This window comes from Burkholderia sp. AU30198, from assembly GCF_020419825.1.
In the GTDB taxonomy this organism is placed as follows: domain Bacteria; phylum Pseudomonadota; class Gammaproteobacteria; order Burkholderiales; family Burkholderiaceae; genus Burkholderia.
The window spans coordinates 251874-277912 of the sequence record NZ_JAIZSA010000002.1; the positions used below are offsets into that span (position 1 = coordinate 251874).

The 26039-nt window shown below is 69.0% G+C and carries 24 protein-coding genes; 10 read left to right on the top strand and 14 right to left on the bottom strand.

Features of this window, described 5'->3' with window-relative positions; translation table 11 throughout:
- Positions 1-6: 6 nt before the first annotated feature.
- The 4 genes from creC to LGN19_RS06710 all read right to left on the bottom strand — a co-directional run bounded on the left by creC (position 7) and on the right by LGN19_RS06710 (position 3993).
- Positions 7-1458, bottom strand: a complete 1452-nt coding sequence (creC, locus tag LGN19_RS06695; RefSeq protein ID WP_226213662.1) for a two-component system sensor histidine kinase CreC — start codon at positions 1456-1458, stop codon at positions 7-9.
- 15 nt (positions 1459-1473) lie between these two features.
- Entirely contained in the window at positions 1474-2184 is a 711-nt protein-coding gene (gene creB, locus LGN19_RS06700) for a two-component system response regulator CreB (protein ID WP_226213663.1), read from the bottom strand.
- 80 nt (positions 2185-2264) lie between these two features.
- Positions 2265-2978 (bottom strand): SDR family NAD(P)-dependent oxidoreductase, encoded by a 714-nt coding sequence (locus LGN19_RS06705; RefSeq protein ID WP_226213664.1) that lies wholly within the window; start codon positions 2976-2978, stop codon positions 2265-2267.
- 106 nt (positions 2979-3084) lie between these two features.
- On the bottom strand, positions 3085-3993 hold the full coding sequence (locus tag LGN19_RS06710) for a sterol desaturase family protein (RefSeq protein WP_226213665.1): 909 nt from the start codon (positions 3991-3993) through the stop codon (positions 3085-3087).
- A 975-nt stretch (positions 3994-4968) separates the two neighbouring features.
- Between LGN19_RS06710 and LGN19_RS06715 the strand changes: the two genes are divergently transcribed.
- The 7 genes from LGN19_RS06715 to LGN19_RS06745 all read left to right on the top strand — a co-directional run bounded on the left by LGN19_RS06715 (position 4969) and on the right by LGN19_RS06745 (position 11386).
- A complete protein-coding gene (locus LGN19_RS06715) occupies positions 4969-6054 on the top strand; it encodes a hypothetical protein (RefSeq protein WP_226213666.1) in 1086 nt (361 codons plus the stop codon).
- A gap of 84 nt (positions 6055-6138) precedes the next feature.
- Positions 6139-6444: an EF-hand domain-containing protein gene (locus LGN19_RS06720; protein WP_122947597.1), complete on the top strand. Its 306-nt coding sequence runs from the start codon at positions 6139-6141 to the stop codon at positions 6442-6444.
- A 44-nt stretch (positions 6445-6488) separates the two neighbouring features.
- Complete coding sequence (locus LGN19_RS06725) at positions 6489-7202, top strand: response regulator (RefSeq protein ID WP_043179863.1); 714 nt, start codon at positions 6489-6491, stop codon at positions 7200-7202.
- The gene (locus LGN19_RS06730) at positions 7202-8548 is read left to right on the top strand and encodes an ATP-binding protein (RefSeq protein WP_226213667.1); all 1347 of its coding nucleotides are present in this window, start codon (positions 7202-7204) and stop codon (positions 8546-8548) included. Before LGN19_RS06725 ends, LGN19_RS06730 begins: the two co-directional genes overlap by 1 nt.
- A 364-nt stretch (positions 8549-8912) precedes the next feature.
- Positions 8913-9680, top strand: a complete 768-nt coding sequence (locus LGN19_RS06735; RefSeq protein WP_226213668.1) for a DUF4410 domain-containing protein — start codon at positions 8913-8915, stop codon at positions 9678-9680.
- A gap of 160 nt (positions 9681-9840) precedes the next feature.
- Positions 9841-10548 carry a dihydrodipicolinate reductase gene (locus tag LGN19_RS06740; RefSeq protein WP_226213669.1) on the top strand — a complete coding sequence of 236 codons (708 nt, stop codon included), beginning with the start codon at positions 9841-9843 and terminating at the stop codon, positions 10546-10548.
- Positions 10549-10903: 355 nt separating this feature from the next.
- On the top strand, positions 10904-11386 hold the full coding sequence (locus tag LGN19_RS06745) for a cupin domain-containing protein (protein WP_122947601.1): 483 nt from the start codon (positions 10904-10906) through the stop codon (positions 11384-11386).
- A 249-nt stretch (positions 11387-11635) separates the two neighbouring features.
- Here the strand turns inward: LGN19_RS06745 and LGN19_RS39750 are convergent, their stop codons facing one another.
- The 10 genes from LGN19_RS39750 to LGN19_RS06795 form a co-directional block, all read right to left on the bottom strand.
- Positions 11636-12202, bottom strand: a complete 567-nt coding sequence (locus LGN19_RS39750) for a response regulator (protein WP_226213670.1) — start codon at positions 12200-12202, stop codon at positions 11636-11638.
- A 30-nt stretch (positions 12203-12232) separates the two neighbouring features.
- Positions 12233-13873: an ATP-binding protein gene (locus LGN19_RS06755; RefSeq protein WP_226213671.1), complete on the bottom strand. Its 1641-nt coding sequence runs from the start codon at positions 13871-13873 to the stop codon at positions 12233-12235.
- A 220-nt stretch (positions 13874-14093) separates the two neighbouring features.
- Entirely contained in the window at positions 14094-15059 is a 966-nt protein-coding gene (locus LGN19_RS06760; protein ID WP_226213672.1) for a spore coat U domain-containing protein, read from the bottom strand.
- A gap of 18 nt (positions 15060-15077) precedes the next feature.
- On the bottom strand, positions 15078-17483 hold the full coding sequence (locus LGN19_RS06765; RefSeq protein ID WP_413227195.1) for a fimbria/pilus outer membrane usher protein: 2406 nt from the start codon (positions 17481-17483) through the stop codon (positions 15078-15080).
- 84 nt (positions 17484-17567) lie between these two features.
- A complete protein-coding gene (locus LGN19_RS06770) occupies positions 17568-18407 on the bottom strand; it encodes a molecular chaperone (RefSeq protein WP_413227196.1) in 840 nt (279 codons plus the stop codon).
- 18 nt (positions 18408-18425) lie between these two features.
- Positions 18426-18953, bottom strand: coding sequence for a spore coat U domain-containing protein (locus LGN19_RS06775; protein WP_264172948.1), 528 nt, complete (start codon positions 18951-18953; stop codon positions 18426-18428).
- A 73-nt stretch (positions 18954-19026) separates the two neighbouring features.
- Positions 19027-19593 (bottom strand): spore coat U domain-containing protein, encoded by a 567-nt coding sequence (locus LGN19_RS06780; RefSeq protein WP_164462695.1) that lies wholly within the window; start codon positions 19591-19593, stop codon positions 19027-19029.
- A 51-nt stretch (positions 19594-19644) separates the two neighbouring features.
- Positions 19645-20190 carry a spore coat U domain-containing protein gene (locus tag LGN19_RS06785; protein WP_122947607.1) on the bottom strand — a complete coding sequence of 182 codons (546 nt, stop codon included), beginning with the start codon at positions 20188-20190 and terminating at the stop codon, positions 19645-19647.
- Positions 20191-21426: 1236 nt separating this feature from the next.
- Positions 21427-22236 (bottom strand): SDR family oxidoreductase, encoded by an 810-nt coding sequence (locus tag LGN19_RS06790; protein ID WP_174955736.1) that lies wholly within the window; start codon positions 22234-22236, stop codon positions 21427-21429.
- On the bottom strand, positions 22233-23066 hold the full coding sequence (locus tag LGN19_RS06795; RefSeq protein ID WP_175220354.1) for a molybdenum cofactor biosynthesis F family protein: 834 nt from the start codon (positions 23064-23066) through the stop codon (positions 22233-22235). The genes LGN19_RS06790 and LGN19_RS06795 overlap by 4 nt, the downstream gene beginning before the upstream one ends.
- A 170-nt stretch (positions 23067-23236) precedes the next feature.
- Between LGN19_RS06795 and LGN19_RS06800 the strand changes: the two genes are divergently transcribed.
- From LGN19_RS06800 to LGN19_RS06810, 3 genes are all read left to right on the top strand, one after another.
- Positions 23237-24031, top strand: a complete 795-nt coding sequence (locus LGN19_RS06800; RefSeq protein WP_226213676.1) for an AraC family transcriptional regulator — start codon at positions 23237-23239, stop codon at positions 24029-24031.
- A 206-nt stretch (positions 24032-24237) separates the two neighbouring features.
- Positions 24238-25197: a DMT family transporter gene (locus LGN19_RS06805; protein ID WP_226213677.1), complete on the top strand. Its 960-nt coding sequence runs from the start codon at positions 24238-24240 to the stop codon at positions 25195-25197.
- 185 nt (positions 25198-25382) lie between these two features.
- Complete coding sequence (locus LGN19_RS06810; protein WP_226213678.1) at positions 25383-25955, top strand: permease; 573 nt, start codon at positions 25383-25385, stop codon at positions 25953-25955.
- Positions 25956-26039 lie beyond the last annotated feature (84 nt).

The following is a 26039-nucleotide window of genomic DNA, read 5'->3' on the forward strand; positions in this document are numbered from 1 at the left end:
GCGCGCTCAGCCCACCGACGGCAGCGTGAGCGTCGCGCACGCGCCGCCTTCGTCGCGGTTCGCGAGCGCGACCTGGCCGCGGTGCAGCATCGCGACTTCGCGGACGAAACACAGCCCGAGGCCCGTGCTGCGATCCTGCCCGTCGGGGCGCGGCAGCGAATAGAAACGCTCGAACACGCGCGCCAGTGCGTAATCGGGCACGCCGGGGCCGTCGTCGGCCACGCGCACGACGGCGACGTGCGCCCTCCCCGCCGGCTGCCGTTCGAGCGCGATGCGGATCGTGCTGCCCTGCGGCGCGAAATCCAGCGCGTTGTCGAGCAGGTTGCCGAGCGCCTGGCGCAGCAGGAACGGATCGCCTTCGACGACCGCCGGATCGGTCGCGTCGTGCGCGTCGATCGCCAGGTTCACGCCGCGCTGCCGCGCGCGCGGCTCGATATCGTCGACGAGCTGGTCGAGCACCGGCCGCAGCGCGACCGGTTCGCGCACCGACAGGCGCTGCTTCTGCTCGACTTCGGCGAGCGCGAGCAGCTTGCGGATCATCTGTTCGAGGCGGCCGGCCTGGCGGCGGATGTTCTCGGTGAAGCGCCGGCGGTTCGCCACCGGCATGTCCTCCTGCAGCAGTTCGGCCGCGCCGCTGATCGCCGCCAGCGGGCTCTTCATCTCGTGCGTGAGCGTGTGGATGTAGGTCTCGACGTACTGCCGGTCTTCCAGCCGCTGATGCATGCTTTCCACCGCGCGCCCGAGCTCGGCCAGTTCGCTCGCGCCCTGCAGCGGCATGTCGGCCCGCTCGCCCGCCGCGATCGCGCGCGCATAGCGCTGCAGGCGCCGCAGCCCGACCACCAGCCACCACGTGCAGGCCACGCCGATCAGGATCGCGCCGCCCATCAGCAGCGCGCCGTACAGCATGATCTTGCGCTGGCTGCGCGCGATGAACGGCGCGACCGTCTGGTTCGGCTTCGCGATCGTCAACACGCCGATGATCTCGTTGCCGCGCCGGATCGGCGCCGCCACGTGCATCACGGTGCTGCTGTCGTCGTTCGGATCGCTGCGCGTGCTGCGCGCGCCGTACTCGCCGCGCAGCGTCCGGTACACGTCGTTCCAGCGCGAATAGTCCTGCCCGATCGCCTTTCCGGACGAGTCGTAGCGCACGATGCCGTGCGCGTCGGTGATGTAAAGACGGTAGCCGATCGCGGTCTTTTGCACGCCCCATACATTCGCGCTGACCGGGCTTTCGTGCAGTTTCGAGAGCTGCCGCGCGAACGCACCGTCGGCGATGTGGCCGTTCGCCATGTCGTCGGCGGCCAGCGTCGCGAGCACTTGCGCGGTATCGACGAGCGTGTCCTCCATCGCCTCGCGCACGCCGGGCTTCACCTCCTGCACGAATACCCGCAGCGTGATCAGCGCGGCCAGGCCGACGATCAGGAAAAAGCCGAAGAAGATGCGCAGGCCGATATGCATGGGCGGTGCCGGTCGTTACGGTTGCAGCGAGTAACCCATCCCGCGATGCGTGCGGATCGGGTCGCGCTCGGGGTCGATCGCGCGCAGCTTGGCGCGCAGCGTCTTGATGTGCGTGTCGACCGTGCGGTCGGCCGAATCAAATGCCTCGTGCCACACGAGGTCCATCAACTGCTCGCGCGAATAGATGCGCCCGGGATGCCGGACGAGCAACGCCAGCAGGCCGAATTCGTAGCGCGTGAGGTCCAGCGCGTGGCCGAGCCACGACACGCGCGCGCCGTCGGTATCGAGCGTGAAGCCCGGTGCGATGGTCGCGGCCGGCGCGGGCGTGGGCGCGGGCGTCGCTTCGGGTGTGGCCGTCCGGTAGAAACGCCGCAGGATCACGCGCACCCGCGCCGCCAGTTCGCGCGGCGAGAACGGCTTGACCACGTAATCGTCGGCGCCGATTTCGAGCCCGACGATCCGGTCGATTTCATCGTGCCGCGCGGTGAGGAAGATCACCGGCACGTCGGAAAACGTGCGCAGCCGCCGGCATACTTCGAAGCCGCTGAGATCCGGCAGCCCGACGTCGAGCACCACGAGATCGAAGCGCGTGTCGCGCAGATGGTCGAGCGCCGCCTGGCCGAGCGTGCAGTGGACGGTCTGCATGCCGTCGGTGCCGAGGGCGTAGACGATCGTGTCCGCGATCGCCACTTCATCTTCGACGATCAGGATATTGGGCTGATGCATGGTCTCTGGCTGGGCTCGCGCAATCCGGTGCGACATTGTACGCACGGCTGGCCGCGGCGCGAGCCCCTGCCCCCGCCGCGTTACGCCACGCGGCCCGTCACCGGAATCGACGCGCCGGTGATTGCCTGCGCGTCGGCCAACAGCAGGAAGCCGATCGTCGCCGCGATCTGCTCGGGCCGCACCCAGCGCGTGAAATCCGCGTCCGGCATGTCCGCGCGGTTCGGCGGCGTATCGATGATGCTCGGCAGGATCGCGTTCACCGTCACGCCGCGGTCGAGCAGTTCGGCCGCCAGCGCCTCGGTGAGCCGCGCGACGCCGGCCTTCGCGGCCGCGTAGGCGCCCATCCCCGTGCCGGCCTTGAACGCCGCGCCCGCGCCGATGTTGACGATGCGCCCGGCCGGGCTCGCCAGCAGGTGCGGCAGCGCGGCCTTCGATGCGTTCAGCGCGGTCTTCACGTTCAGTTCGTACATGCGGTCCCACGTAGCGGCGTCGCCGTCGGCGATCGTCTGCCACACGAATGCGCCCGCGATGTTCAGCAGCGCGTCGACCCGGCCGAATTCGCGCTGCACGGTGTCGAGCGCCTGCGTGGCGGCCTGCGGATCGACGAGATCGATGCCGCCGATGCGCAGCGCGTCGGCCGGCACGCCGGGCAGCGCCTGCGCCGCCGGGGCCGCGCCGCGGCCGATCAGCGCGACGCGCGCGCCGCGCTCGCCGAGCCACGCGGCCGTCGCGACACCGAGATGGCCGAATCCGCCGGTGATCGCGACTGCCTTGCCTTTGAGATCGTGTTCCATCGATGTTTTCTCCTGGATCGAGGGTTGCTTGATGATGCATGTTGCATGGGTCATGCCGGCCGCGACCTGCGTGCGCGGCCGGCAATGGGCCACAGCGTAGCGCCGTTCACGCATCCGTGCGCACGGCGACGAGGCTGCGGCGGCGCAGTTCCTCCGTCGTTTCGCCCTGGTTGTCGGGGCGCCAGCCCGGCGGCAGCAGCACGAAGCGGATCGCGGTCCACACGTCGCGGGCCGTCGCGACGTCGCGGGCAAGGCTCGCCCAGTGCTCGAGCTCGACGACGAACGGATTGCGCGAGCGGGTCGGCGTGACGAGGCCGAAACGGCACGGCTCGTCGGCGCGCTCGGCGACATAGGTGCCGAACAGCCGGTCGAACACCACCAGCACGCCGCCGTAGTTCGCATCGAGATAGTCGAGGTTCGACGCATGGTGCACGCGGTGCGCGGACGGCGTGTTGAACACGTATTCGAACCAGCCGAGCTTCGGCATCCACGTGTTGTGCAGCCAGAACTGGTACATCAGGTTGAACGACAGGATCGCGAGCACGGCCTCCGGACGCACGCCGAGCCACACGAGCGGCGTGAAGAACATCGCGGCGCCGGCGATCTTGCCGGTCCAGCCGAGGCGAAAGGCGGACGACAGCGTCAACTGGTTCGGCGAATGGTGCACCGCATGGGTCGACCAGAAGAAGCGCACGCGGTGCGACGCGCGGTGATACCAGTAGTAGCAGAACTCCTGGCCGACGAACACGAGCAGCGCGAGCGCGATGCTGTGGAGCGGGATCGTGAAGAGCCGGTGCGCCCATGCGAGGTCGAACAGCGGCGTGGCGAGCGACAGCGGCACCAGCGCGAGCAGCTTGCGGCCCGCGAGATCGGCGAGCGACAGCCACACTTCGTTCCAGTCGAACGGTTCGGGCCCGCGGGCGCGGCGCCAGGTGAGCACGGCCGCCTCGACAAGCGAGACGGCGACGATGAAGAGCGTGACGTAGTACGCGAGCTTTCCTGTTGTGGTGAGCATGATGGGCCTTTCCTTCGGTTGAGTCGGACGCGTCATGGGCGGCACGGGCTGCCATCGCGTCGAATGGAACGCACTGTAGTGGGCGCGGATTGGAAAGACCACGCGGGAAATGTGTCGCCGTATGTCGCGGGGAATGGCGGTCAGGTGGTGTGCGGCGGGTGCGGGCGTGTGTGGACTGGAGCGTGGCCGGTTTGTTGATGCGCGTAGGTATGTGCGGCGGGAAATGTGTCGCCGCGTGTCGCGAAGGAATGCGTTCACGTGGTGCAGGGCGCGCGCCGGCGCTTGCGGACTGGAGCTGGGCCGGGTTGGGGCTGCGTGCATGTGTGTCCGACGGGAAATTTGTTTCCGCATGCGGAGGGGAAGGCGTTCAGGTCGTGCATGGCAGGCATGGACACTTGCGGACTGGCGCGTGGCCGGTTTGTGGCAGCGTGTATGCCTGTCCTGCGGAAAACGTGTCGCCCGTGACGAAGCCGGTCGACGGTGTACACAACATGACATGGGCTGACGGATAAGCCCTGCGCGACATATGAACACTGCCATTACCGATCGGAAGGAAATCGATTCTTCGGATGGTTAGCGCCGGCGGCTCCCTGTTACGAAGAAGCCGGTTCCAGTCGCATGTGGCGTACTGCGTGCGTTCAATTCGCGTGACGCGGCTCGACACAAAACGCGCATGAATCGGCCGGCAAATATGTCGCCGCATGTCGTCGCGACACACTTTCGCGCTGCGCACGACACGTTCCTCACCCGTGCCAAGGCGCCGCACCCTCACGTCATCGCATCGCCTACAGCCTTGCCCGGCGCGGCATGCCCGCGATCGGCGCAGCCGGCACACGCATTCGTCGTACTTCGAAACACCACGCCACGTGTAACACCGCGACATCTTTTATGACGCGACGGGCGTGTGTCATCGCCCTAAAGTTCGTCCCGTCGCCACGCCACTGCGTGCACCGAAACGAACCGCAAGGACACCAGATGAAAACCCGCTTCCTCGTCACCGCCGCCGCCCTCGCCCTCACCTGTGCGCCGGCCTTCGCCGGCTGGGCCGGCCACGGCACCGCCTACACGCCGCGCGGCACCTACAACGGCGCACACGCCGGCTCGTGCGGCGGCGGCAGCTGCTCGCATGCGGGCGGCGTGATCGGCCCCGGCGGCGGTATCGCGACCAACACGGGCACCGTCACGCGCACCGCCCCCGGCCAGTTCTCGAACAGCGGCACGGCCGTCGGCCCGAACGGGCGCTCGGTCGAACACAGCGGCGACACGAGCTGCGCGGGCGGCACCTGCTCGCACACCGGCTCGCTGACGGGCTCGGACGGCCGCAGCGCCACGACGTCGGGCAGCGTGACGCGCAACGGCCCGGGCCAATATTCGTCGAGCGGCACGATCACGGGCGCGAACGGCAACACGGCCAGCCACACGGCATCGACGAATTGCGCGGGCTCGACCTGCTCGCGCTCGGGCACCGTGACGGGCACCGACGGCGGAACCGTCACGCATTCCGGCAGCGGGACACGCGTAGCGCCGGGTGTCGTGACGACGTCGGGCGGCTCGACGGTCATACACGGCGGTACGGTCTCGACCGGTGGCACGACGGTGATCCATGGCAGCACGGCGGTGGGCGGCACGGTGGTCGTGGCCGGCGGGACGGTGCCGGTTCCTGTCCCGGTGCCGGTGCCCGTCGTGGCGCCTCCGCCGGCCGCGGTGGTCGTGACGCCCCCGCCGCCCGCCGCCACGGTCGCCGTCGCGGCACCGGCGCCCGCACCGGCCGCCGTCGTGGTCACGCCCCCGCCGCCCGTGCCCGCCGCCGTCGTCGTCACGCCGCCGCCCCCGCCGAAGGTCGTGCGTGTTGCGGCGCCGAGGGCTGTCGTGGTTGCACCCGCGCCGCGCGTCGTCTACGTCGCGCCGCCGCCGCCGAAGGTCCTGTACCTCGCGCCGCCGCTGCCGCGCTCCGTGTACGTCGCCCCGCGTGCCGTGTATGTCGCCCACCCGCCGCGCGCCGTCATCTGGGTACCCGCCCACTGGGCCGGCCGCGTATGGGTGCCCGCGCACTGGGCCTGACCCGGCGCCGCTTCGTTTCGTTTTCCATTCGTTTCATCAACCACCCGGCCGGCGCAGACCGTCGGCCACGCAAGGAGAAACCCCATGAAGTCCATCAAGAAGATGATTGCCGTCGTCGTTTTGTGTATCGTCTCAGCAGCAGCGTCGGCCCAGCAGGTGCCGCCCGGCGCGGCCAACGGCGGTGCGCGCGTCGAGCGTGCGCTGATGCAGTTGCAGACCCGCTTCGCCAGCGCGAACACGACGCACGACGGCAAGCTCACCCGCGAGCAGGCCGCCGCGGGCATGCCGATGGTCGCGCAGCACTTCGACGAAATCGATACGCAGCACAACGGCTACGTCACGCTCGAGCAGCTCGCCGGTTTCATGCGCCAGCGCATGGCGGCCCGTTGAACCCGCCCGAGCATCCGGCCGCGCAAGCCACCGGGAGGCAAGCGATGGAACAGTCCTGCAGGATCGTCGTGCTCGACGATGAAGCCGAGTTGCGTAACATGCTGCAGCGCTTCCTGACCGGCCACGGCTTCCAGGTGCGCGCGGTCGCCGACGGCAAGCGGCTCGACCGCCTGCTGCAACGCGAACCGTACGACCTGCTGGTGCTCGATCTGATGATGGAGCCCGAGGACGGCCTGAGCGTGTGCCGGCGCCTGCGCGCCGAAGGCCAGACGTTGCCGATCCTGATGCTCACCGCGAAAGGCGACGCCGCGGACAAGGTCGTCGGCCTCGAGACGGGCGCCGACGACTACCTGGCGAAGCCGTTTCTCCCCGACGAACTCGTGGCCCGCGTCCGCGCGTTGCTGCGGCGGCAGAAGATGGCGGCCGGCGAGCCGACGGTCACGTCGCAGCGGTTGCGTTTCGGCGCATTCACGTTCGACGTCGGTCAGCAGACGCTGATGCGCGACGGCACGCCGGTCGAGATTCATTCAGCACAGATGCTGCTGTTGCACGCACTCGGCTCGTCGCCGAACCGCGCGGTGAGCCGCGAGAATCTGCTCGCCCGCGCGCGCGGCCGCGACCATGCCGCACTCGACCGCAGCGTCGACGTGCAGATCCTGCGGCTGCGCCAGATCGTCGAGGACGATCCCGGCAAGCCGCGCTTCATCAAGACCGTCTGGGGCATCGGCTACATGCTGGTGGCCGGCGTCGAGCCGTGATGCGCATCCCGCTGCCGCGCTCGCTGCTCGCGCGCAACATCGCGCTGCTGGTGGCGCTCGTCGCACTGTCGCTCGCCTGTTCGCTCACCGTGCTGCTGCACTACGTGCAGCGCCCGCGCATCGAGCGGGCCTCGATCGTCTTTTCCGACTATGTGCGGTTGCTCGACCGCACGCTCGCCGGCCTGCCACCCGACGCCGGCCGCGCCGTGGTCGCGCAGTTCGGCGGCCAGGCCGCGCTGCCGCCCGCCGCACCGCCGCAAGCACCGAATCTGGCGGCGTTCTTCCGCACCTGGCAGCGCGATGTGTTCATGCAGGCGCTCGGGCGCCACCTGCCGCCCGACCTCCCGGCGCGCTGGCAGTCGGGCGACGACGAGCGCCTGTGGATCCGGCTGCATGCGGCCGGCTCGCCTGTCTGGGTGCCGCTGCCGATGGCCGCCGACGCGCAGGCGAGCGGCATCACGACGGCGCTCGTGCTGTCGGTCGGGCTGGCGCTGCTCGCGGCGCTGACCGGCTACCTGATCCAGCTCCACCTGAACCGGCCGCTCGACGCACTGGCGCGCGCGGCGCAGCGCGTCAGCGCGGGCGAGCGCCCGCCGCCGCTGCCCACCGACGGCCCGACCGAAATCGCCGACGTGAGCCGCGCGTTCAACCAGATGGCCGACGCGCTGCAACAGGCGGAAGCGACCCGCTCGCTGATGCTGGCCGGCGTGTCGCACGACATCCGCACGCCGCTCACCAAGCTGCGCCTGGCGATCGCGATGGCGCTGCCGCGCGGCACGCACGATGCGCTCACCACGTCGACCGAGCATTACCTGGACCAGATCGATACGATCCTGCAGCAGTTCATGGACTACGCGGGCAGCGGTGAGCGCGAAACGCCGCAAACCGGCGACCTGAATGCGCTGATCGGCCAGCTCGTCGCGGATTTCGCGGGGCTCGGCCACGAATTCGACTTCGACGAAGGCGCGGTGCCCCCGTTCGCGTTCCGTCCGATCAGCCTGATGCGGCTGCTGATGAACCTGATGCAGAACGCGGTCGTCTACGGCCGGACCGGCCTTGGCGTGCGGACGTGGGCCGAACGCGGCATCGCGTATGCGGTGGTCAGCGATCGCGGCAACGGCATCGGTGCGGCCGAACTCGAACGGCTCAAGGCGCCGTTCAGCCGGGGCGCGAACGCACGCAGCCATGCGGGCGGCACGGGCCTCGGCCTCGCGATCGTCGAGCGGATCGCCCGCCTGCACGGCGGCTCGCTGACGTTCCGCGACCGCGATGGCGGCGGGCTGGAGGCCGTCGTCGCGCTGCCGCTCGATTCGTCCGGGGGGGTGCCGCGGTCGCTGTCGGCCTGATGGCCTGTTTGCCTGCCTTACTGTCCGACGGTTCGCCTGCCTGTCCGTCTGTCCGTCTGTCCGTCTGTCCGTCCGCCTGTTCGCCTGTTCGCCTGTTCGCCTGTTCGCTTGTTCGCTTGTTCGCTTGTTCGCCTGTCCGTTCGTCTGCATGACAGCCGCACGTATCCGCGCGAGGCGACACGTGACATCCGCCGACATAATTCCCGCGTGGCGCATCCCGCCCGACCTCCCCATACTTGCGCCTGCGTGTTGCGCAACGGCATGAAACCTCTCCCCCGCCAGCGATCACGCCCCGCTTCCGATCGTTCGCGTTCCTGAATGCCGCGACAGTATCGGCAACTTCATCCAGGCCACGGAGATCGACATGTTTTCTTCCCTTCACGCACTTGCCGCCCACGCCAAACGTCTGACCAGTGTCGCGCTGATCGCCGGCACACTCGCGATGACCGGCTGCGCATCGACCGCGACCACGTCCATGACCGCCGCGCCGACAGCCCATACGCAACAGCAGGTTCGTGCGGACGTCGTCTATGTGTCCGCGTTCGACGTGGCCACGACCGACGTCAAGGTCGACGGCGGGATGATCAGCAAGATTTCGACCCTCGCGAGCGGATCGTCCGCCGACGTGCAGCGCCAGCAAAGCGCGCTGAAAACCCGCGACCAGCTCGCCGACGCCCTCGTGCGTGAACTCCGGTCGCAAGGCATCCCCGCACTGCGCGGCCCGGTGCCCGACGGCCGCGACGCGCTGGTCGTCGAAGGCCGGTTCGAGTCGATCGACGCCGGCAACCGCCGCCGCCGCACGCTGATCGGGCTCGGCGCGGGCAAGAGCGAAGTGAAGGCATCGGTCACCGTGCTGTTCCAGCCGGCGCATGGCGCGCCGCAGCCGCTCGGCACGTTCTCGTCCAGCGCGAACAGCGGCCACCTGCCGGGCATGGTTGAAACCGCCGGAGTCGGCGCGGCGGCCGGCCGCCTTGCGACGTCGGCAGCGGTGGGCGCCGGCCTGCACGGTGTGTCGGAAGTGAAGCACGACACGGTGGCGTCCGATACGGACCGCCTCGCGCGCTCGATCGCGAAGCAGCTCGCGACGCAGAACGCCGCGAACGCGTGGCTGCCGACGGTGTCGGCGAGCTGACGCACCGCGTCGTCGCCTGTGCAGCCCCGGCGGGCACGCAGGCGGGCGGCCGGGCATAATGCGCGAGGCCGGTCCGGTGCCACGCGCCGCGACCGTACCGGGCCACCCGACGGCCCGCGCCGTTCTCGCCCCGAATCCTGAACCTCAACCCGTCAATTCCATGCAAGTACTCGTCGTAGGAACCGGCAAGCTGGCCAGCGAGCTGCTCGGCGCGCACCGGCTCGATCCGGCAACCTGTCGCGTGATCCCCTGGTCGGACAGCGCGCGCAACGATGCGCAGCGTAGCGACACCCGACGCAGCGACGCCCGAACGATCGTCGTGCACGCCGGTTCCGGCCGCGAACTCCCCGCCGTGATCGCATTCTGCGAAGCCACCGGATCGCCACTCGTCGAGCTGTCGACCGGCTCCGAGCTCGAAGCCGGCTCGCACGCGTTCCCGGTCGTGCTGTGTCCGAACACGAACATCCTGATGCTCAAGTTCATGAGCATGCTGGAAACCAGCGGCCACCTGTTTCATGACTGCCAGATCAGCCTGACGGAGTCGCACCAGGCCGGCAAGACGTCCGTCCCCGGCACGGCCGTCGGAATCGGCCAGTCGCTCGGCGTGCGGCCGGAAGACATCCGCTCCGTGCGCGACCCGGACGTGCAGCGCGGCGAATTCGCGGTCGCCGACGATCAGCTCGGCCGCCACGCGATTCACCGGATCCGCATCGACGACGGTGCATGCAGCCTGCAATTCGAATCGCGTGTGGTGGGCGAGACACCTTACGCGGACGGCGTGTCGCGTATCGTCGATGCTGTCCGGCAGCACGAGCTCGAGAACCGCCGCTATTCGATCGTCGAGTTCATCCGCAACGGCTGGCTGTAGTCGCGGCGATACGCGGCGGCCAGCACGCGTGCATCGCGTCGCAGACGTTTTTGGCACAACGCAAGAAGCGGTTCGGTGCTGATTCCCGTGGATGTCGTCGACCGCCCGATCAGCGACATCCGGGCCGCCATGACGCTCGCCGACCGGCACCTGACGTCCCGCATGGCCGGCGGTCGAGATCACGCCAGCCGGCTTCGCCGCCGCGGCCGCTCGAGAAATTCGACGAGCAATCGCCCTGCCGCATTCGCTGGTAAGTTATCGGGCGAGGTTCATTCGCCGGGAGGGGACGCGAGTCACCGCTGACGTCGGCGCCTGAACCGCTACCGTCGCCATCCCCCCGAAAGGAGCGCAACCGATGACCCGCCCCGATTTCATCAAGCACTGGACCGAGCTCGAAGAACCCGACGCGCATTGCTATCGCGGCGATACCGAGCCGATGGCGCTGGACGCACCGCTTTCCGCCGAGCTCGGCATCACCCGTATCGGCATTCATCACGTGCGGCTTCTGCCGGGCCGGCGGACGTCCTATCCGCATGCCGAAAGTACCGAGCAGGAGTTTGTGTACGTGCTCGAAGGCAAGCCGGATGTCTGGATCGACGGCGTGCTGTACCCCGTTGTCGAAGGCGATTCGGTCGCGTTTCCAGCCGGCACCGGGATCTGCCACACCTTCATCAACAACACGCAGGACGAAGTCCGGCTGATGGTGATCGGTGAGCGTCCGCGCGACGACAACCGCATCCGCTACCCGATGAACCAGGCGTACGAGCTTACCCGCGCGGACCGCTGGGTGGACTGGCCCGACAGGCCGCTCGGGGACCACAACGGGATGCCGGACTGACGCGCGCGAAGATGCCCCCGACGGTCATCGAACCCGTGTGTCGACGGACGGCATAGGAGCGTCGCTGACGCTCGACAGCCAACCCGAGTGCATTGCCGAATGGTCACCGGTGGCCCGGCGCCGACCGTTCCCGACGCACACTTCGCCATGGCGCGACGCGCAAAAAAATCCCTCCGCCATCGATCCAGGCTGGAGGGCAAGCGATCCCGATCGTGCGGGATCGAGGCACGGGATGGACAGCCGGCCCGCTCAGGCCAGCCCGTTTCCCGACACGTAGAGAAACAGCTCGGCGTCGCTGCGGATGCCGAGCTTCTTCATCGCGTTGTGCTTCTGCGTGCTGATCGTCTTGATGCTGCGGCCGTAGTAGTGCGCGATGTCGGTCATCGTCATCCCGCTCGCGCACATTCGCACGACTTCGATCTCGCGCGGGCTCAGCGCATAGACGTCGTCGTTCACGGCCGTCGGCATCGGCCGCACGGCCGGCAGGAACGGCCGGCCCGCATACGCGGCGACGATCGCGCGCGCCAGGTCGGCCGCCACGCCGCGCTTGTTGAGCATCGTCAGCACGACCACGCGCACCAGCGGAAACGCTTCGCGGATCGCCTCGAGCATCAGCAGTCCATCCGCATGTGCACGCCCCGGCATCGCGAAATCGGTCACCACGACATCGCAGTGCGTGCGCGCGATGCAGCTCAGCAGCGCGCCGGGCTCGAGGGCCTCGCCGACCACGCTGATACTCGTCTCGGATGCCAACGCATGACGAATGCCGTACAACATCAGCGGATGGTCATCCGCTATCACAACCCTGATACTCACTTTCGCCCTCCTTCGTCTCTCGCCAACAACTCAATGCCGCCTGGCGCCCGCTGCGCGTGCCCGTTCGCCGACGTGCGTCAGCAGATGATCCGTCATCTTCAATACTTCTGCTCCGACGTTGCCGATTGCCATCGCCGAGCCGGACATGAGGGCCGCATGAAAGCGGTCGAGCAAGCGGTCGATGTGAGGCTGCCCGAACAGCGCATAGGTGCCGCGCGCCGCATGGCTCCATGCCTGCAGCGCTTGCTGGTCCCCCGCGTGCAGCGCGCTTGACAGCACCGCGCAGTCGGCATCGAGCGACGCGCGGCACGCGGCGAGCACGTTTCGGGCATCGGCGCTGCCGTCTCCCGCTGCGCCCAACGCATCGAACAGGGTTGCGTAGTCGAGCGCCGTAGCATCGAAGCCACGCGCGTCGCCGGCATCGTGCGATACGCGCGGGGCGAGTCCATCGAGGCCATCGAGGCCATCGAGGCCATCGAGCACGTCGCGCAGATCGCCGGGCGTGACCGGCCTGCGCAGGCACGCAACCATGCCGGCGCCGGCCCAGCCAGACGCGTCGGCATCGGCCGTCAGGCCGATGACCGGCATGCGCGCGAGCCGCGGATTGCGGTGATCGCGCAACGCGGCCGCCAGCGCGAACCCGTCCATCCCCGGCATCCGGCAATCGGTCAGCACGACGTCGATCGGCATCGCACCCGTCTCCAGCAGATCGAGTGCCGTGCGCCCGTCGTGACGTTCGATCGCACGATGCCCGAGGCGGGACAGTTGCTGCGCGAGCGCGATGCGGTTGACCTCGCGATCGTCGACGATCAGCACGCACAACGGCCACGGGGGCACCTCTGCGCCCCCGCTATCGTGCTGCGAATCGGCAGCTGCAACGGCCGCACCGGAGTCAGACGGGGTCGCACTCGCGCGGCACACCGCACCCGCACGTGCTTGCGCCGCCACCGGGCAGCGCAACGTCAACGCAAACGCCGCGCCAACGCGATGCGTATCGAGCAGCCGCAGGTCGCCGCCAAGCGCCCGCGCGAGCTTGCGCGAAATGGCCAGGCCGAGCCCGCTGCCTGCACCGCCATCGCGCTGGGCACCGGCGTGCGTGACGAATGGCATGAACAGGCCCGGCTTCAGCGCATCCGGAACACCCGGCCCGGTATCCTCGACGACGATCTCCAGCACGACGCCATCGCGTGCCTGCACGACCACGTCCGCACGCAACCACACCGCGCCGTGCGCGGTAAACGCGATCGCATTGCCGACCAGATTCGACACGATCTGACGCACGCGCTCGCCGTCCATCGTTACCCACGCGGGCACCGCACCGGCCACCTGCACCCGCAGGCGCAGCCCTTTCGCGGCCGCGCGCGCCGAGAACAACGCCGATACGTCGTCGAGCAGCGCACGCGGATCGACCGCCGACGGCGCGATCGGCAGCCGGCCCGCGTCGACGCGCGCATGCACGAGGATGTCGTCCAGCAGACGCATGAGCCGCAACCCCGTCTCATGCACGAGCGCCAGCAGGCCCCGGCGCTCGTGTGCGGGCGCCTCGCGATGCACGACGTCGACGAGCGCGAGCATCGCCGCGAGCGGCGTGCGCAGTTCGTGCCCGGCCAACGCCAGCGCATCGTTCGACGCGCGCAGCGCTGCTTCGAGACGCAGCCGCTCGCGTCTCATGCAGGCCCACACCGCCGCCCCCGCGAGGGCGCTGCAGACACATGAGGCAAACACCGACCATAGCACCACGGGTCATCTCCCTGCCGCCGAACCGGCGCGGTCGTTCGGTGTCACTTCACGCCCCCGGAACCTCGCCGGCATCCCGGTGGTTCGTCACTCGTGGTCATCCTCATCCTTGTCGTCATTCGGGGCGCCAACCAGGCATGCCTTCGCGCGCCCGCTAGTAGCGGACGTCGACGATCACGCTGTCGGTATAGGTGCCGACGAGCGGCGTGGCCTGGTCGTTGTAGATTCTAGCCACGTACGGCATCGTATTCACCGACGTTCCGTCCGCCGGACCGCTGCCGGCGACGCGGTTGCTCGCCTGCCCCCAGACCGTCGCGCCGCCGCCGGCAAACAGGTCGTACTGAAGACGGTTCGCACCGCTCGCCATCTGCCGGCGCCCGTTGCCGGCCGCGTTGTTGCCGGGGCTCAGCCCGACCGTGTAGATCATCCCCTTCGTGCAGGTCAGCGCAATCGAACCGGACACCGGCTGGAAGCTCGACACGGTCGGCGCGGCGCCAAAGCTCACGTCCGGCGCCGTGATCGTGCAGTCATTGGTGACGGTCATCGTGACCTGGAACGTCGACACGCCGCTGCCCTGGTCGCGGCCGAGGCAGATCCCGAGAATCCCGATCCCCGCGCAATAGTTCCAGGTCCAGTTGATCGTCAGCGTGTCGGTATAGACGCCCGCCGCGACGTTGCTGTTGGTGCTCGTGCGGAAATAGAGCGGCAGCGATGCGGCCGGCCCGCCGAAAATCCCGAGCAGGTTGAGCAGCGCGCCGCTGAACCAGTTGTATTGCTGCCCCCTGTTCAGCACGACCGAATAAGCCGAATCCGCGAAGATCGTGTACGGAATCGCATCGCCGGTCGGGCCGGTCATCTGGCCGCCGTTGGCCGACGTGATGGTGGCGTCGATCTGGTCGCCGACCTGCAGCAGCGACAACAGGGCGCCCGAGCAGGTCAATCCGCTGTTCGTCGTCGAGGTCGACTGCGCCTGGTTCAGCGCCGCGAACGACGTGACCGTGCCGAACGACGCACCGTTCGCCGGCGTCACCGTGCATCCGGCGTACGCGGCCGACGGTGCGAGCACGGCGGCCATCGCGACCGCCAGCGCCCATTTCAAGATCCAGCCGAACTGTTTCATCCGTCCCCTCCCTTCCGTCTAGTTGCCGCAGCGCAGCGGCCCGATGCGCTGCATCCGGTCCGCGCCGGCGTCGGACGTGAACGTCGCTTCGCAAGTCCGGCCGCCCGGCAGCGCGACGTCCACGTGATTGATGTCCGACAGTCCTTCGAAATACGTCTCGCCGCCCCAGCCGACGAGCGCCGTCTGCCCCGATTCGCGATGCGTCGCGCGCGCGCCGACCGGCAGCGGCCGACCCTGCGCGTCGACGAGCGCGATACTGGCGGACACGATGCGCTCGACCGGAAACCGCACGATCGCGCCCGCACGCTGCCGCACCGCGACACGCCGCTCGACCGTCGGGACACGCATGTTGCTCGGCAGGCCGAGCGGATCGATCTCGTATTTGGCCGCGTAATACGCGGGGGCCCACGGCACCAGCAAGTGGCCGCCACCGTCGGTCTTGCCGACCACTTGGTTCTCGTAGCGCACCGGCACGCCCGGCTGCCCCTGCGTATCGATCAGCACGAACGCATCGTCGACGCGGTCGGCCGCGAGCACCGCACCGCCCATCACGACGAACGAGCCCTGCACGTCGGCCCAGCGCGTGTAGCCCTGGCCGGCACCGCCGCCGTATGCGCCGCCCTGCACCTGGAAGTAGCGATTGCGCCACGTCAGGTCGGCCTGCTGGTAACGCGAACCGCCGCCGGCATACGCGAGATTCCAGCCCAGCCCGCCATCGCTCGGCACCGAGCGGCTGTATTGCACGCGCTCGGTCCAGTTGTCGTGCTCGTCGCGCGCGGTGCCGGCCGTCACCGTGCCGCCGCCGCCGAACGGCACGATCAGCTGCATCTGGGCGGCGACGCCGTGATTGCCGATGGTCTTGTTCAGCGACGCGTAGAGCGTCGCGCGCCCGAACAGCGGGCGCGTGTACGACACGTTCGCGATCCGCGTATGCGACCCGTCGCCGCCATGCACGTCGAAATAGCCGGCCCCGAGCGTGCCGCCGATCATGCCGAGATTCAGCGCGCCGGTCGCCTGCGTGCTGCTGCGCACGAGCCGGTAGGTCACGCCGGACGCCTGGTCGTACACGGACAGGTCGCGAAACCCGTTGGTGCGCTGGATACGCTGCAACGCGACGCTGAACCGGCGCGACGTGTAGCTGTAACCGAATGCGTATTGCTGCCCCGACGTGCCGGCGAGACTGCTTTGCGTCGCCGCGAAGTTGAACACCCCGGCGCGGCCGGCCGCGACGTCGAAGCCGAGCCCGCCGAGCGCGAGCCGTTCGCCGGTCTCCGCATGCCCTTCGAGCGTCAGGTAGTCCGTGAGCCCGTAGCGCGCGGTGCCGGACATCGCGAACTTGCCGTACGAGAACGAGCGGATGCCGTAGTCGCGACGCATTGCACCGACCGACAGCGAATAGTCGGACAGCCCTTTCTGCAGCAGCGTGTTCGCGACATAGAACGGCACCGTGGTCGCGACCTGACGGCCGAGCGCGTCGGTCGTCACGACGGTCGCTTCGCCCGCGCCGTTGATGAACGGCACGTCGTTCAGCGCGAACGGGCCCGGGTTGACCTGCCCCGACGTCGCCTTGCTGCCGTTGATGAACAGGTCGACCGCGGTCGGCACCGCCGCCTGCCCCGCGAACTGCGGCAGCGGATAGGTGACGATGTCCGGCCTGACACGAAAGTCCCGCGCAACCGACACGCCGCCCAGCCGCACCGCGCTCGTCCACGACAGTGCCCCCGTGACGAGGTCGCCGGCCGTGAAGCTCAGCATCCGGTCCTGGTCGGCATAGCGCCAGGTCGTGTCGTAACGCATGTAACGGTTGTCGCCGGATGCGCCACCGATACCGTAGGTGCGTCGATAGACGCCCGTGTTCGCAAGCGTGCCCCAGCGGTCGAACAACCGCTGCTCGGTCCACGCGGACGTCTGGCTGCGGCCGAGCGTCGGCGAGTTCGTATAGACGTCGTAGTTGAACAGCAGCCCGAAATCCGCCGCCGCCGGCGTGCGGTCGTACAACCGCCGCGTGCCGATCGTCTGGGCCGGCAGCCAGTCGGGCGGCACCGTGAGCCTGAGCTGCTGCGACGTGCTTTCGTATTCGACCTCGACGTGAGCGAGCTTCGCGAGATCGACCATCCGGTCAGGCTCGGCGTCGGTTCGCACCGACACCTTCGCGAGATCGCCGGCGCGCACGTAGTACGCGCCGTCCTGATAGCGAACCGGCACGACCTGCCCGGTGGGCAGCGCGTTGACCACGAGTTCGAGATACAGCGTGCCGCTGCGCAGCGCCGGATCGGAGGTCGGCAACGCGCGCCCGAAGTTGTCGGCGAGTTTCATTGCGTCGTCCGCACGTGCCGCACCGGTCACCGAAACGGCGATGCCGATTGCCCACGCGGCGCCGCGCAGGCGCGGCCGCCTGCGTCCCTGTCGATTGAACCGCTCCAAGACTGCCCCCGTTTGCCGTGATATCCCGTCCGTTCCTGCTGGATCCCGTGCGACGACTCCGCGTCGCTGTGCGCATGCGAAGCGTCAGCGCTTCGCGTCGGCGGGCTCCGGCTCGACGGCCACGTCGCGCTCGCCATTGACCGTCGCGATCAGTCGCGCCTGTGGCGCCTCCCGAACGGCATCCGGCAGCACCCAGCGCATCCGCGCGCCGGGCAGCACGTAGCCGAGCAGCCCGCGCGCCACGTCGCTGCGTTCGCCCTGCGCGACGAGCGCAACCTGCGTAAGCCGGGCGTGCACCGGGCCGCGGTTCTCGATCGCGAGCCAGCGCTTGCCGCCTTCGTGCTCGATGCGCCAGCCGAGCCGGGGCTGCCCGACGCCCGCCTCGCCGGGCGACCGCTCCGCAGGCGCCTTCGCGCGCAGCCCCGCCCCATACACGAACAGCGGGATCGAGTAGTGCATCTGGAACTTCACGCCGAGCGACGCCTGGCCGCCGGCCGGTGCCGTGTCGTCGTCCGGTTGCGGAATCTCGTCGATCAACACGCGGTACGCGTCCTCGGTGCCGGGCGCGACATCGGTCAAGCGCGTCAGGCGAATCAGTTGCCGCTTGCCGGGCGGCACGGTCGTCATCGGCGGGCTGCCCGCGACGCGCGTCTGGTCTTCCGCATACAGGTCCTCGCCGCCCGCCTCGCGCCAGCCGAGCACGCGCACCTGCAGCGTGACGGGCTTCATGTCGCAGTTCTCGAGCCACAGCGCCGCTGCGCGCTGGTCGCTCTCGATGACGGGATCGATCGGCCAGATCATCACGGACGCAGCCGCGCGGGCCGCGCCGGCCGCGACCGCCATGGCCAGCGCCACGGCCGCGCGCACCCTCGTGCGCCTGCGCCGCACACATCCGCGGCGAAGTCCTGAAACGGCATCATTCATGTCGGAATCCTGATTGAATCAATAACTCAGCGTGACCTGGGCGGTGTCGGTATAGGTGCCGGGCGGCGTCGCACCGCCCGGCAGCGTCAGTGCGCCGTAGATCGGCAGGCTGACGACACCGGAGGCCGGGATCGACACCGGTTGCCCGACCGCCAGCACGGTCGTGCGGCTCGCGTCCGCGTAGAGCCGGTAGGCGATCAGCGCATTGCCCGCGCTCGCGAGGTTGCGCTGCGTGTTGCCGCCCGTCGGATGCATGCCGCCGTCTACCGACATCTTCAGCGTCGTGCCGGGCGAGCACTCGATTTGCAGCGCGCTGCCGCCCGAAGTCGCGACGGCCTGCCCCGCCGCGACCGCGGGATAGGTGCCGAAATCGAGTGTGCCGAAATCGAGCCCCGTGCCCGACCCGCCGCCGGCCACGCCGCAGCCAGACACGATCTGCGCGCTGACCGCGAAGGTTCGGGTGGTCGGCACCGCCGTATCCGCGAGGCCGGCGATCGGGCACGCGAGCGCGCCCATCAGTAAGACCAGAGGTTCAGCTATCCGCATGATGGCAAGTGAGTCGAAGGGGTTCGCGGCAGCGCAGCCGACGGGCCGCCATGCGGCGGCGCCGGCCGCACGCTTACCAGCCGAGCGTGATGTTCAGCGTGTCGGTGTAGGTGCCGGCCGCGAGTGCGCCGCGGCTCGTCTTGTTGATCGCACCGTAGATCGGCAGGTTGAACGCCGAACCCGGCGCCGGCACCGGGACGGACTGCACGGTGCCCGCGACGTACTGGACCGAGCGCGCGGAATCCGAGTACACCTCGTAGGGCATGTAGCTCGAACCGCTCGCGAGCGCGCGCGTGCCGGCGCCGACCGCCACGCCCTTGCCGAGGTTCTGGCCGCCGTCGATCGTCACCTGCAGCGCGGTCACGTCCGGCGAACAGGTCACCTGCGTCGCGCCGCCGCTGCCGCCGCCCGCGGCCTGGGCCGTCAGCGCCCCGGTAAAGCCCGACGGCTGCGTGCCGAAATCGAGCGTGCCGAAGTTGGTCGAGCCGCCGGTCGAGCCCGAGCCGGCATCGATCGCGCAGCCGGTCGTCAGCACGAGCTTCGAATTGACGGAGCCGGTAATCGGGCTCGTTTGCGCGCCGGCGGTCATGCATGCCGACGCCAGAGCGACCGCTGCCAGGGTGTTCCATTGAGTTTTCACACGTGTTCCTTTGACGAATGAGAGGTGAAGTTGCTACGCATCCGCCCGGGCTCACCAGTTGACGGTGATCCCGAGCAAATCTTCATAAGTCCCGGCCGGGACGAACTGCATCTGTGTGCCGACGACGCCGAACAGCGGCAGCGCGACGGCATCGCGTCGCTCGTCGACACGAAACGACTGGGGTATCTGCGGGACGTACGCCACGCTGCGCGCCGGATCGCGATAGATGTTGTAGGGCACCCGCGCGACGCTCCGGCCCGCCGCATCGCGCCGCACCAGATAGCGGGTCGACTGCAGGCCGTGCCGGCCCTCGTCGACCGACACCAGGAAGCCGCCGATATCGGGGCTGCACACGACGTGCAGCGGGCCGCTGCCGGACGGGCGCGTGTCGGTGGTCAGGGGCTCGGACCACGTGGGCCCGCGCGTGCCGAAGTCGAGTGCGCCGAAATCCGCGCCGACCGGCCCGCCGCCGACCTGACAGCCGCTGCGCACCTGCAGGCTGACGTTCACCGTGCCGTTGACCTGCCCGGCCTGAATGCCGGCGAACGGAACCAGCATCAGCCCGAACCAGACCGCCTTCCGAATCGCTTTGACCATGCTGGCCTCCGGCGCACGCACAATTACGGCGCAATTACCCGCAATTGCCGCGCAATTGATTAACCCATTGGAATTCCGGCCATTCGGGCCGGTGCAAACGATTGAAAAGGGAATATCCCGGTGCAACGAGACAGCGAAGTGGAACGACACCGATCGATATCGGCGCATCGCTCCATTCGCGATTCGCAGGGACGACAAAGCCCGCCCGGCATCGCGCTCAGCGCCTGCCGGGGCTCTTCCCTTTATGATGTCTTGTGCCGTCGTTAATCCGCGATTCGTTTCCCCGCTCGCGGACTCGATTTACTCGATGAAATGCATGTTGGTGGCCTCGAATTGCTTTTCGTTTTCTTTACACACAGTAATGATCCAGAAAAAATTCCCGGCACACAATCGGAATATTCCTAGAATCGAAAAAATAATCCGAAATGAAGACAGGTTTATCGTTCAGCCAATAACCGATTCTTCATTTTCTTAAATGATCGCGTTGCTTGTGCGAATGCCTTGTCGGAAGAATCCTATGATTCATCTCGAAGAAGGTGGAAACCGGTGGCGTTACCGCGCGATTCGTTCTGGCATAGGCGGATTCGCTACGAATGCGCGATTTTTTTGTCGGGCAACGGGGGGGACTGCGAGACGGGACGGCTGGCCGGTGAGATTACCGTCCAGCGGCTGGCAGACAGGAAGAACCCTGGCGAACGGTTCACCCGGTATGACGGCCCGGGGTTCGGATGCGGGCGAAGCGTTGGGGATCGCGATGCAAACGAGTCGGGATTTCGCGCGGCAAGTGTTGCCGGGGGCTTGGGCTTGGGCTTGGGCTGGGGCTGGGGCTGGGGCTGGGGCTGGGGCTGGGGCTGCGGCTCGGGGCTTGGGGCTTGGGGCTTGGGGCTTGGGGCTTGGGGCTTGGGGCTTGGGGCTTGGGGCTTGGGGCTCGGGGCTCGGGGCTCGGGGCTCGGAGCTCGGGGCTCGGGGCTCGGGGCTCGGGGCTCGGGGCTTTCCGCTAGCGGCTAATCGCTTGTCGATTGTGGTCGTTGGTCGTCATTGGCCAAGACGTCGGCGGCGCGTCCCGCGTTGCACGGAATAGAAGGGGCGCTAAGCCGCGCCTGAGCGGCGACTGCATGCCGCATACGCGGAAGCCGCCCGGCAACCGCCTGCGGGAAACATGGAGAGCCTGCCGCGCAAACGCGCAGCAGGCCGGCGGAGCCGCCTCCGTTCCACCGAAGGCGACGCGGTCGACCGTCATTCGCCGCCCAGCACCGCCCCGCTCTCCGGCAAGGTCGCACCGCCGTCGACGACGATCGTCTGCCCCGTGATGTACGCGGCATCGGCCGATGCGAGAAACAGCATCGCGTTCGCGATGTCTTCCGGCTCGCCCATCCGTGCGAGCGGAATGTCGCGCGCGATCTGCGCGGCAACCGACGCGTCGCCGAGATTGCCGGCCGCCGGCGTGCGGATCATGCCCGGCTCGACGCCGTTCACCGTCACGTTGCGACGCGCGAGTTCCAGCGCCGCCGCGCGAATGAAGCCGTTCACGCCGGCCTTCGACGCCGCGTAATGCGCGAGCCCCGGATACACGACGCGCGGCCCCGTCACCGACGACGTGACGAGCAGCCGCCCCGCTCCCGCGCGCTCGAATGCCGGCAGCGCGGCTTGCGCGAGCCAGAACAGCGCCGACAGGTTGACCGACAGCGTCCGGTCGAGCGTCGGCTCGTCGATCTGCGTGAACGGTGTCAGCGGAAAATACGCGGCATTGTGGACGACGACATCGAGCCGGCCGCCGTCGCGCTCGACCGCCGCGACCAGCGCGCCCAGTTCGTCGCGGCTGGCAGCATCCACCCGATAGGCGCGCGCGACGCCCCCCGTGCTCGCGAGCGCGTCGGCCTGTGCGGCGGCGGCTTCGACGTTCAGGTCGGCCAGTGCGACGAACGCGTCGGATTCCGCGAAACGCCGCGCGATCGCCGCGCCGATCCCCTGCGCGGCGCCCGTGACGAGCACGACGCGCCCGCTGAAATCCGCACGCAGGCGGCCGCTGCCCGGCGCGGCATTCATCGCTGCGCCTCGCCGTCGAGCGGATGCACGGTGTCGTTCAGCACCTGCGCATGCGCGCCGATCGGGAAATTCGACAGCGTGCCGAAATCGCCCCCCTGGTAGCCGAAGATCTTGCCGTCGGTCTTGCGCTGCGCGAGGTCGATCAGCACGACCCCGAGCGTCGGCACCACCTTTTCGCGCCACACGAACAGGTACAGTTCATCTGCAATCCTGAAGTAATGGCAGCGGTCGACATCGGCCAGCCCGCGTTCGACACCCAGCAGGCACTGCCACGCGTAGAAGTTCTCGTTCAGGTAGATGTGCTCGTAGCATTCGGTCGGGCTGTAGCGGTACATCGTCCGCTTGCCGATCAGCGCGCGCGTGGGCCCGTGCAACGGCCCCGGCTGCGTGTGGCCGCCGAGCGTGCCGTGCCGGAACCCGGCCTCGACGCCCGTCAGCGGCAGCCCGCGCGCAACCCGCGTGAATGCGTCGATGTGCGTGTCCGCTTCGGTCGGCAGCGTGCCAACGACCGACGTCCAGACGCCGTTGTCGAGATCGATCACGAGACTGACCGAGGTCGCACGGGCGGCCGAATCTAGGTAGTCGACGAAATACAGCGCGTCGCGCAGCCGCGTCACGCGGCACGGCTCGCGGCCGCTCGCGCCGGTCGCCGCGTCGCGCCACTGCAGCGCGCCGGGCTCGAACGTATAGACGCGCCACGCGCCCGAGGCGTCGCCGAGCGTGAGCGTCCGCCCCGCGAGCGCATCGACGGACGCGAGGATGTTCGCTTCCGGCGCGAAGCCGTCCGCGAGCGCGCCAACCTGAATGAATACCGGATCCTGTCGTTCCATCTGCTGTCTCCCGCGCAGCTTCAGGCCCGGCGGGCCGTGTACGCTGCTCATGTGCACATGGTGCGGGCTGCGCGTGCCGCGCGGTATCGGCCAAAAGGATGAAGGGCGCGCGGCGCCGGAACGCGCTAAAGTGCACGAAATCCGCGCCGCGACCGGCGCGAGGAGCGCACATGCACCGCGTCACCCACTACCGACGAACCGGCGAAGGCATCGAGGCGATCAGCCTCGAATCCGACCGCGCGTTTCCGCGCCACGCGCACGACGAATTCGGGGTCGGCGTGATCGTCAGCGGCGCGCACCGGTCGTGGAGCGGTCGCGGGCAGGTCGACGCGCTGGCCGGCGACGCGATCATGGTCAACCCGGGCGAGATGCACGACGGCTCGCCGATCGAGGCCGGCACGGGCCGGCGCTGGCGGATGCTGTACCTCGCGCCCGCGCTGGTCGCGGGCGTCGCCGCGGAAGAAGGTCTCGGCGGCGTCGAACTGGCGCACCCGGCGGTGCGCGACGCGCGGCTCACAGCCGCCGTCGGCCGGCTGCATGCGCGCATCGTCGCGGGGGCATCCCAGCCGCTCGCCCGCGACGAGGCGGTCGTGATGCTCGTCGCCGGGCTGCTCGCCCGGCACGCGAACCGCACGCTGCCGGCGGCGGGCGTTGCACCGGCGATCCGCATCGCCCGGGAGCGGCTCGACGCGGCGCCGGCCGCCCCCGTCTCGCTCGCCGAGCTGGCCGACCTGAGCGGCGTCAGCCGCTTCCAGCTGCTGCGCGGGTTTGCCCGCGAACTCGGCATCACACCGCACGCGTACCTGATCCAGTCGCGAGCACGGCTGGCGCGCGCGCTGCTCGCCAGCGGCCTGCCGATTGCCGACGCCGCGGCCGAAGCCGGCTTTGCCGATCAGAGCCACCTGACGCGTGCGTTCGCGCGCCAGTTCGGGATCACGCCCGGGCGGTTCACGCAGGCCGTTTGACGCCGCGGGCCTCCCGCGCGAGGCCATCAGGCAAGCCGCCGTCGAAGGCACTGCCGCTGCGACCGCAGTGACCACATGACCGCAGCAGTGGCAGCCGATACCCGTGGCGCAGGCATGCCGAATCCCGTGCGCCCTATCCGACATGCCCGTGTGCGCTGCAATTTCGTTCAAGACGCACGCTGCCGCCGTGCGCGACGATGCGGCGCATGAAGACACGACTGATTGGCTATCTCTATCTCGCCGCTGCGATGGCGGGCGTCGGCAGCACCGTCATCGCGAGCCGTCTCGCGGCAGGCGGCCTGCCGCCGTTCGCGGCCACGGCGCTGCGCTTCCTGATCGCGACACCGCTGCTGTTCGCACTGATGCGCGCGCAGCGCATGCGCTGGCCACGCATCTCCACGCGTGACGCCGTGCTGCTCGTCATCCAGGCAGCCGCGGGCGGCGTCGGCTATACGGTGCTGCTGATCTGCGGCACGAAGCTGTCGTCGCCGCTCGATGCGGGCGTGATGCTCGGCACGCTGCCCGCGATGTCGACGCTGATCGCCGCCACCGTGCTGCGCGAGCGGCAGACGCCGCGCGACTGGCTGGCCGCCGCGCTCGCAACGGCTGGCGTGCTGTTCGTCACGTTCGCACCCGGTCAGGCGCTGCCGTCGCTCCGCACGCTTGCCGGCGATGCGCTGGTGCTGGCCGCCGTCGCGTGCGAAGCCGTCTTCATCCTGCTCAACCGGCGGCTTGCCGCCCCCCTGCCGCCGCTGGCGCTGTCCACCGCGATGTCGGGCCTGGGCTTCGTGCTCGCACTCGTGCCGGCCGCGTTCGAATGGCGCGCGGTGGCGACCGGCTGGACCATCGGCGCCGTGTCGGCGATCGCCTACTACGCACTGGTGCCGACCGTGCTCGGCTACCTGTGCTGGTACGCTGGTTCGGCGCGCACGAGCGGCACCGAGGCCGCGCTGTTCACGGCGGTCGCGCCGGTCTCGGCCGTGCTGTTCGCGGTCGCGCTGTTCGGCGAAACGCTCAGCGGCACGCGGGTCGCGGGCATCGCGCTCGTCGTCGCGGGCATGGTCGTCGGCGCAACGCGGCGGCGCGAACTGCCCGCCCAGGCACGCGACGCACGGCCGGCGAAGCCGATACGGCCAGCTCGCCCCGCACCAACCGCTACCGATTGATCGGCGTTCGTCGCGTCATCCAGACATGGGAAATCGCTCGGCCTCGTCGCACGCCCTGTCGCGCTGCCACAGGCGATTGCAGGAATGTGTCCGCGCGCCGCAAAACCGTTGCGCGCCACCCGGCGAGATGCAATATTCGCGTGACCGGGACCTTTGACGACCATCGAACGACACGCCGCCGCGCAATGAACAGGAAGGAAGCCAAAACAAGAATCGCGGTGCTGATGTCCGCTGGAACGAGGAAGGCCGACGTCCTGGCCGACCTGTCCGGACACGGGCTCGACGATCGTGTGCTCGCCGGCCTGATTGCGTCGCGCCCCGATCCCGAACGCTGCCGCAAGAACAAGGTGCACGTCCGGATCCTGGTCGCACTCGCCTTCGTCCAGCTCGCGAACGGCCTGACGTTCGCTTACGGCGTCGCCACATCCGGCGGCGACCTCGGCATCTCGGGCGCGCTCGGCAATGGCCTCGTCATGCTGTTGCTCGCGCTGAACGTGCTGCTCTCGCTGCTGTTCATCTGGGGCTTCGCGACGCATCGCGTCGGCGCCTATCACGCGTTCATCCTGTTGTCGCTGGTACAGGTGCCGAAGACCATCGCCGAGCTCGGACGCAGTCCGTCGACCACGCTGCCGAGCCTCGTGGTCACGGTCCTGCTGGTGGGCTATGTCTGGTTCGTCCGCAACCGGCTGTTCCCCGACTACGGCGGGTTCACGCCGCGCAAGGTCGAAGGCCGTTACGCGTTCGTCGAGCACGCGTGACGCCACCGGCATCGGACGCCGGACGCAAAAAAACGCCGGGCCGCCCCGCGATCGCGGGACGGCCCGGCGTCTTCTGCATTCCTG

What these genes read in the sequence shown, in the direction of transcription:
- LGN19_RS06740 (WP_226213669.1), top strand. Translation starts at nt 9,841, where the DNA reads ATGCAAGTACTCGTCGTAGGAACCGGCAAGCTGGCCAGCGAGCTGCTC.
- LGN19_RS06710 (WP_226213665.1), bottom strand. Translation starts at nt 3,993, where the DNA reads ATGCTCACCACAACAGGAAAGCTCGCGTACTACGTCACGCTCTTCATC.
- creB (WP_226213663.1), bottom strand. Translation starts at nt 2,184, where the DNA reads ATGCATCAGCCCAATATCCTGATCGTCGAAGATGAAGTGGCGATCGCG.
- LGN19_RS06795 (WP_175220354.1), bottom strand. Translation starts at nt 23,066, where the DNA reads ATGGAACGACAGGATCCGGTATTCATTCAGGTTGGCGCGCTCGCGGAC.
- LGN19_RS06735 (WP_226213668.1), top strand. Translation starts at nt 8,913, where the DNA reads ATGTTTTCTTCCCTTCACGCACTTGCCGCCCACGCCAAACGTCTGACC.
- LGN19_RS06715 (WP_226213666.1), top strand. Translation starts at nt 4,969, where the DNA reads ATGAAAACCCGCTTCCTCGTCACCGCCGCCGCCCTCGCCCTCACCTGT.
- LGN19_RS06720 (WP_122947597.1), top strand. Translation starts at nt 6,139, where the DNA reads ATGAAGTCCATCAAGAAGATGATTGCCGTCGTCGTTTTGTGTATCGTC.
- LGN19_RS06755 (WP_226213671.1), bottom strand. Translation starts at nt 13,873, where the DNA reads ATGAGACGCGAGCGGCTGCGTCTCGAAGCAGCGCTGCGCGCGTCGAAC.
- LGN19_RS06760 (WP_226213672.1), bottom strand. Translation starts at nt 15,059, where the DNA reads ATGAAACAGTTCGGCTGGATCTTGAAATGGGCGCTGGCGGTCGCGATG.
- LGN19_RS06725 (WP_043179863.1), top strand. Translation starts at nt 6,489, where the DNA reads ATGGAACAGTCCTGCAGGATCGTCGTGCTCGACGATGAAGCCGAGTTG.
- LGN19_RS06790 (WP_174955736.1), bottom strand. Translation starts at nt 22,236, where the DNA reads ATGAATGCCGCGCCGGGCAGCGGCCGCCTGCGTGCGGATTTCAGCGGG.
- LGN19_RS06785 (WP_122947607.1), bottom strand. Translation starts at nt 20,190, where the DNA reads ATGGTCAAAGCGATTCGGAAGGCGGTCTGGTTCGGGCTGATGCTGGTT.
- creC (WP_226213662.1), bottom strand. Translation starts at nt 1,458, where the DNA reads ATGCATATCGGCCTGCGCATCTTCTTCGGCTTTTTCCTGATCGTCGGC.
- LGN19_RS06745 (WP_122947601.1), top strand. Translation starts at nt 10,904, where the DNA reads ATGACCCGCCCCGATTTCATCAAGCACTGGACCGAGCTCGAAGAACCC.
- LGN19_RS06705 (WP_226213664.1), bottom strand. Translation starts at nt 2,978, where the DNA reads ATGGAACACGATCTCAAAGGCAAGGCAGTCGCGATCACCGGCGGATTC.
- LGN19_RS06775 (WP_264172948.1), bottom strand. Translation starts at nt 18,953, where the DNA reads ATGCGGATAGCTGAACCTCTGGTCTTACTGATGGGCGCGCTCGCGTGC.
- LGN19_RS06810 (WP_226213678.1), top strand. Translation starts at nt 25,383, where the DNA reads ATGAACAGGAAGGAAGCCAAAACAAGAATCGCGGTGCTGATGTCCGCT.
- LGN19_RS06805 (WP_226213677.1), top strand. Translation starts at nt 24,238, where the DNA reads ATGAAGACACGACTGATTGGCTATCTCTATCTCGCCGCTGCGATGGCG.
- LGN19_RS06730 (WP_226213667.1), top strand. Translation starts at nt 7,202, where the DNA reads ATGCGCATCCCGCTGCCGCGCTCGCTGCTCGCGCGCAACATCGCGCTG.
- LGN19_RS06800 (WP_226213676.1), top strand. Translation starts at nt 23,237, where the DNA reads ATGCACCGCGTCACCCACTACCGACGAACCGGCGAAGGCATCGAGGCG.
- LGN19_RS06770 (WP_413227196.1), bottom strand. Translation starts at nt 18,407, where the DNA reads ATGAATGATGCCGTTTCAGGACTTCGCCGCGGATGTGTGCGGCGCAGG.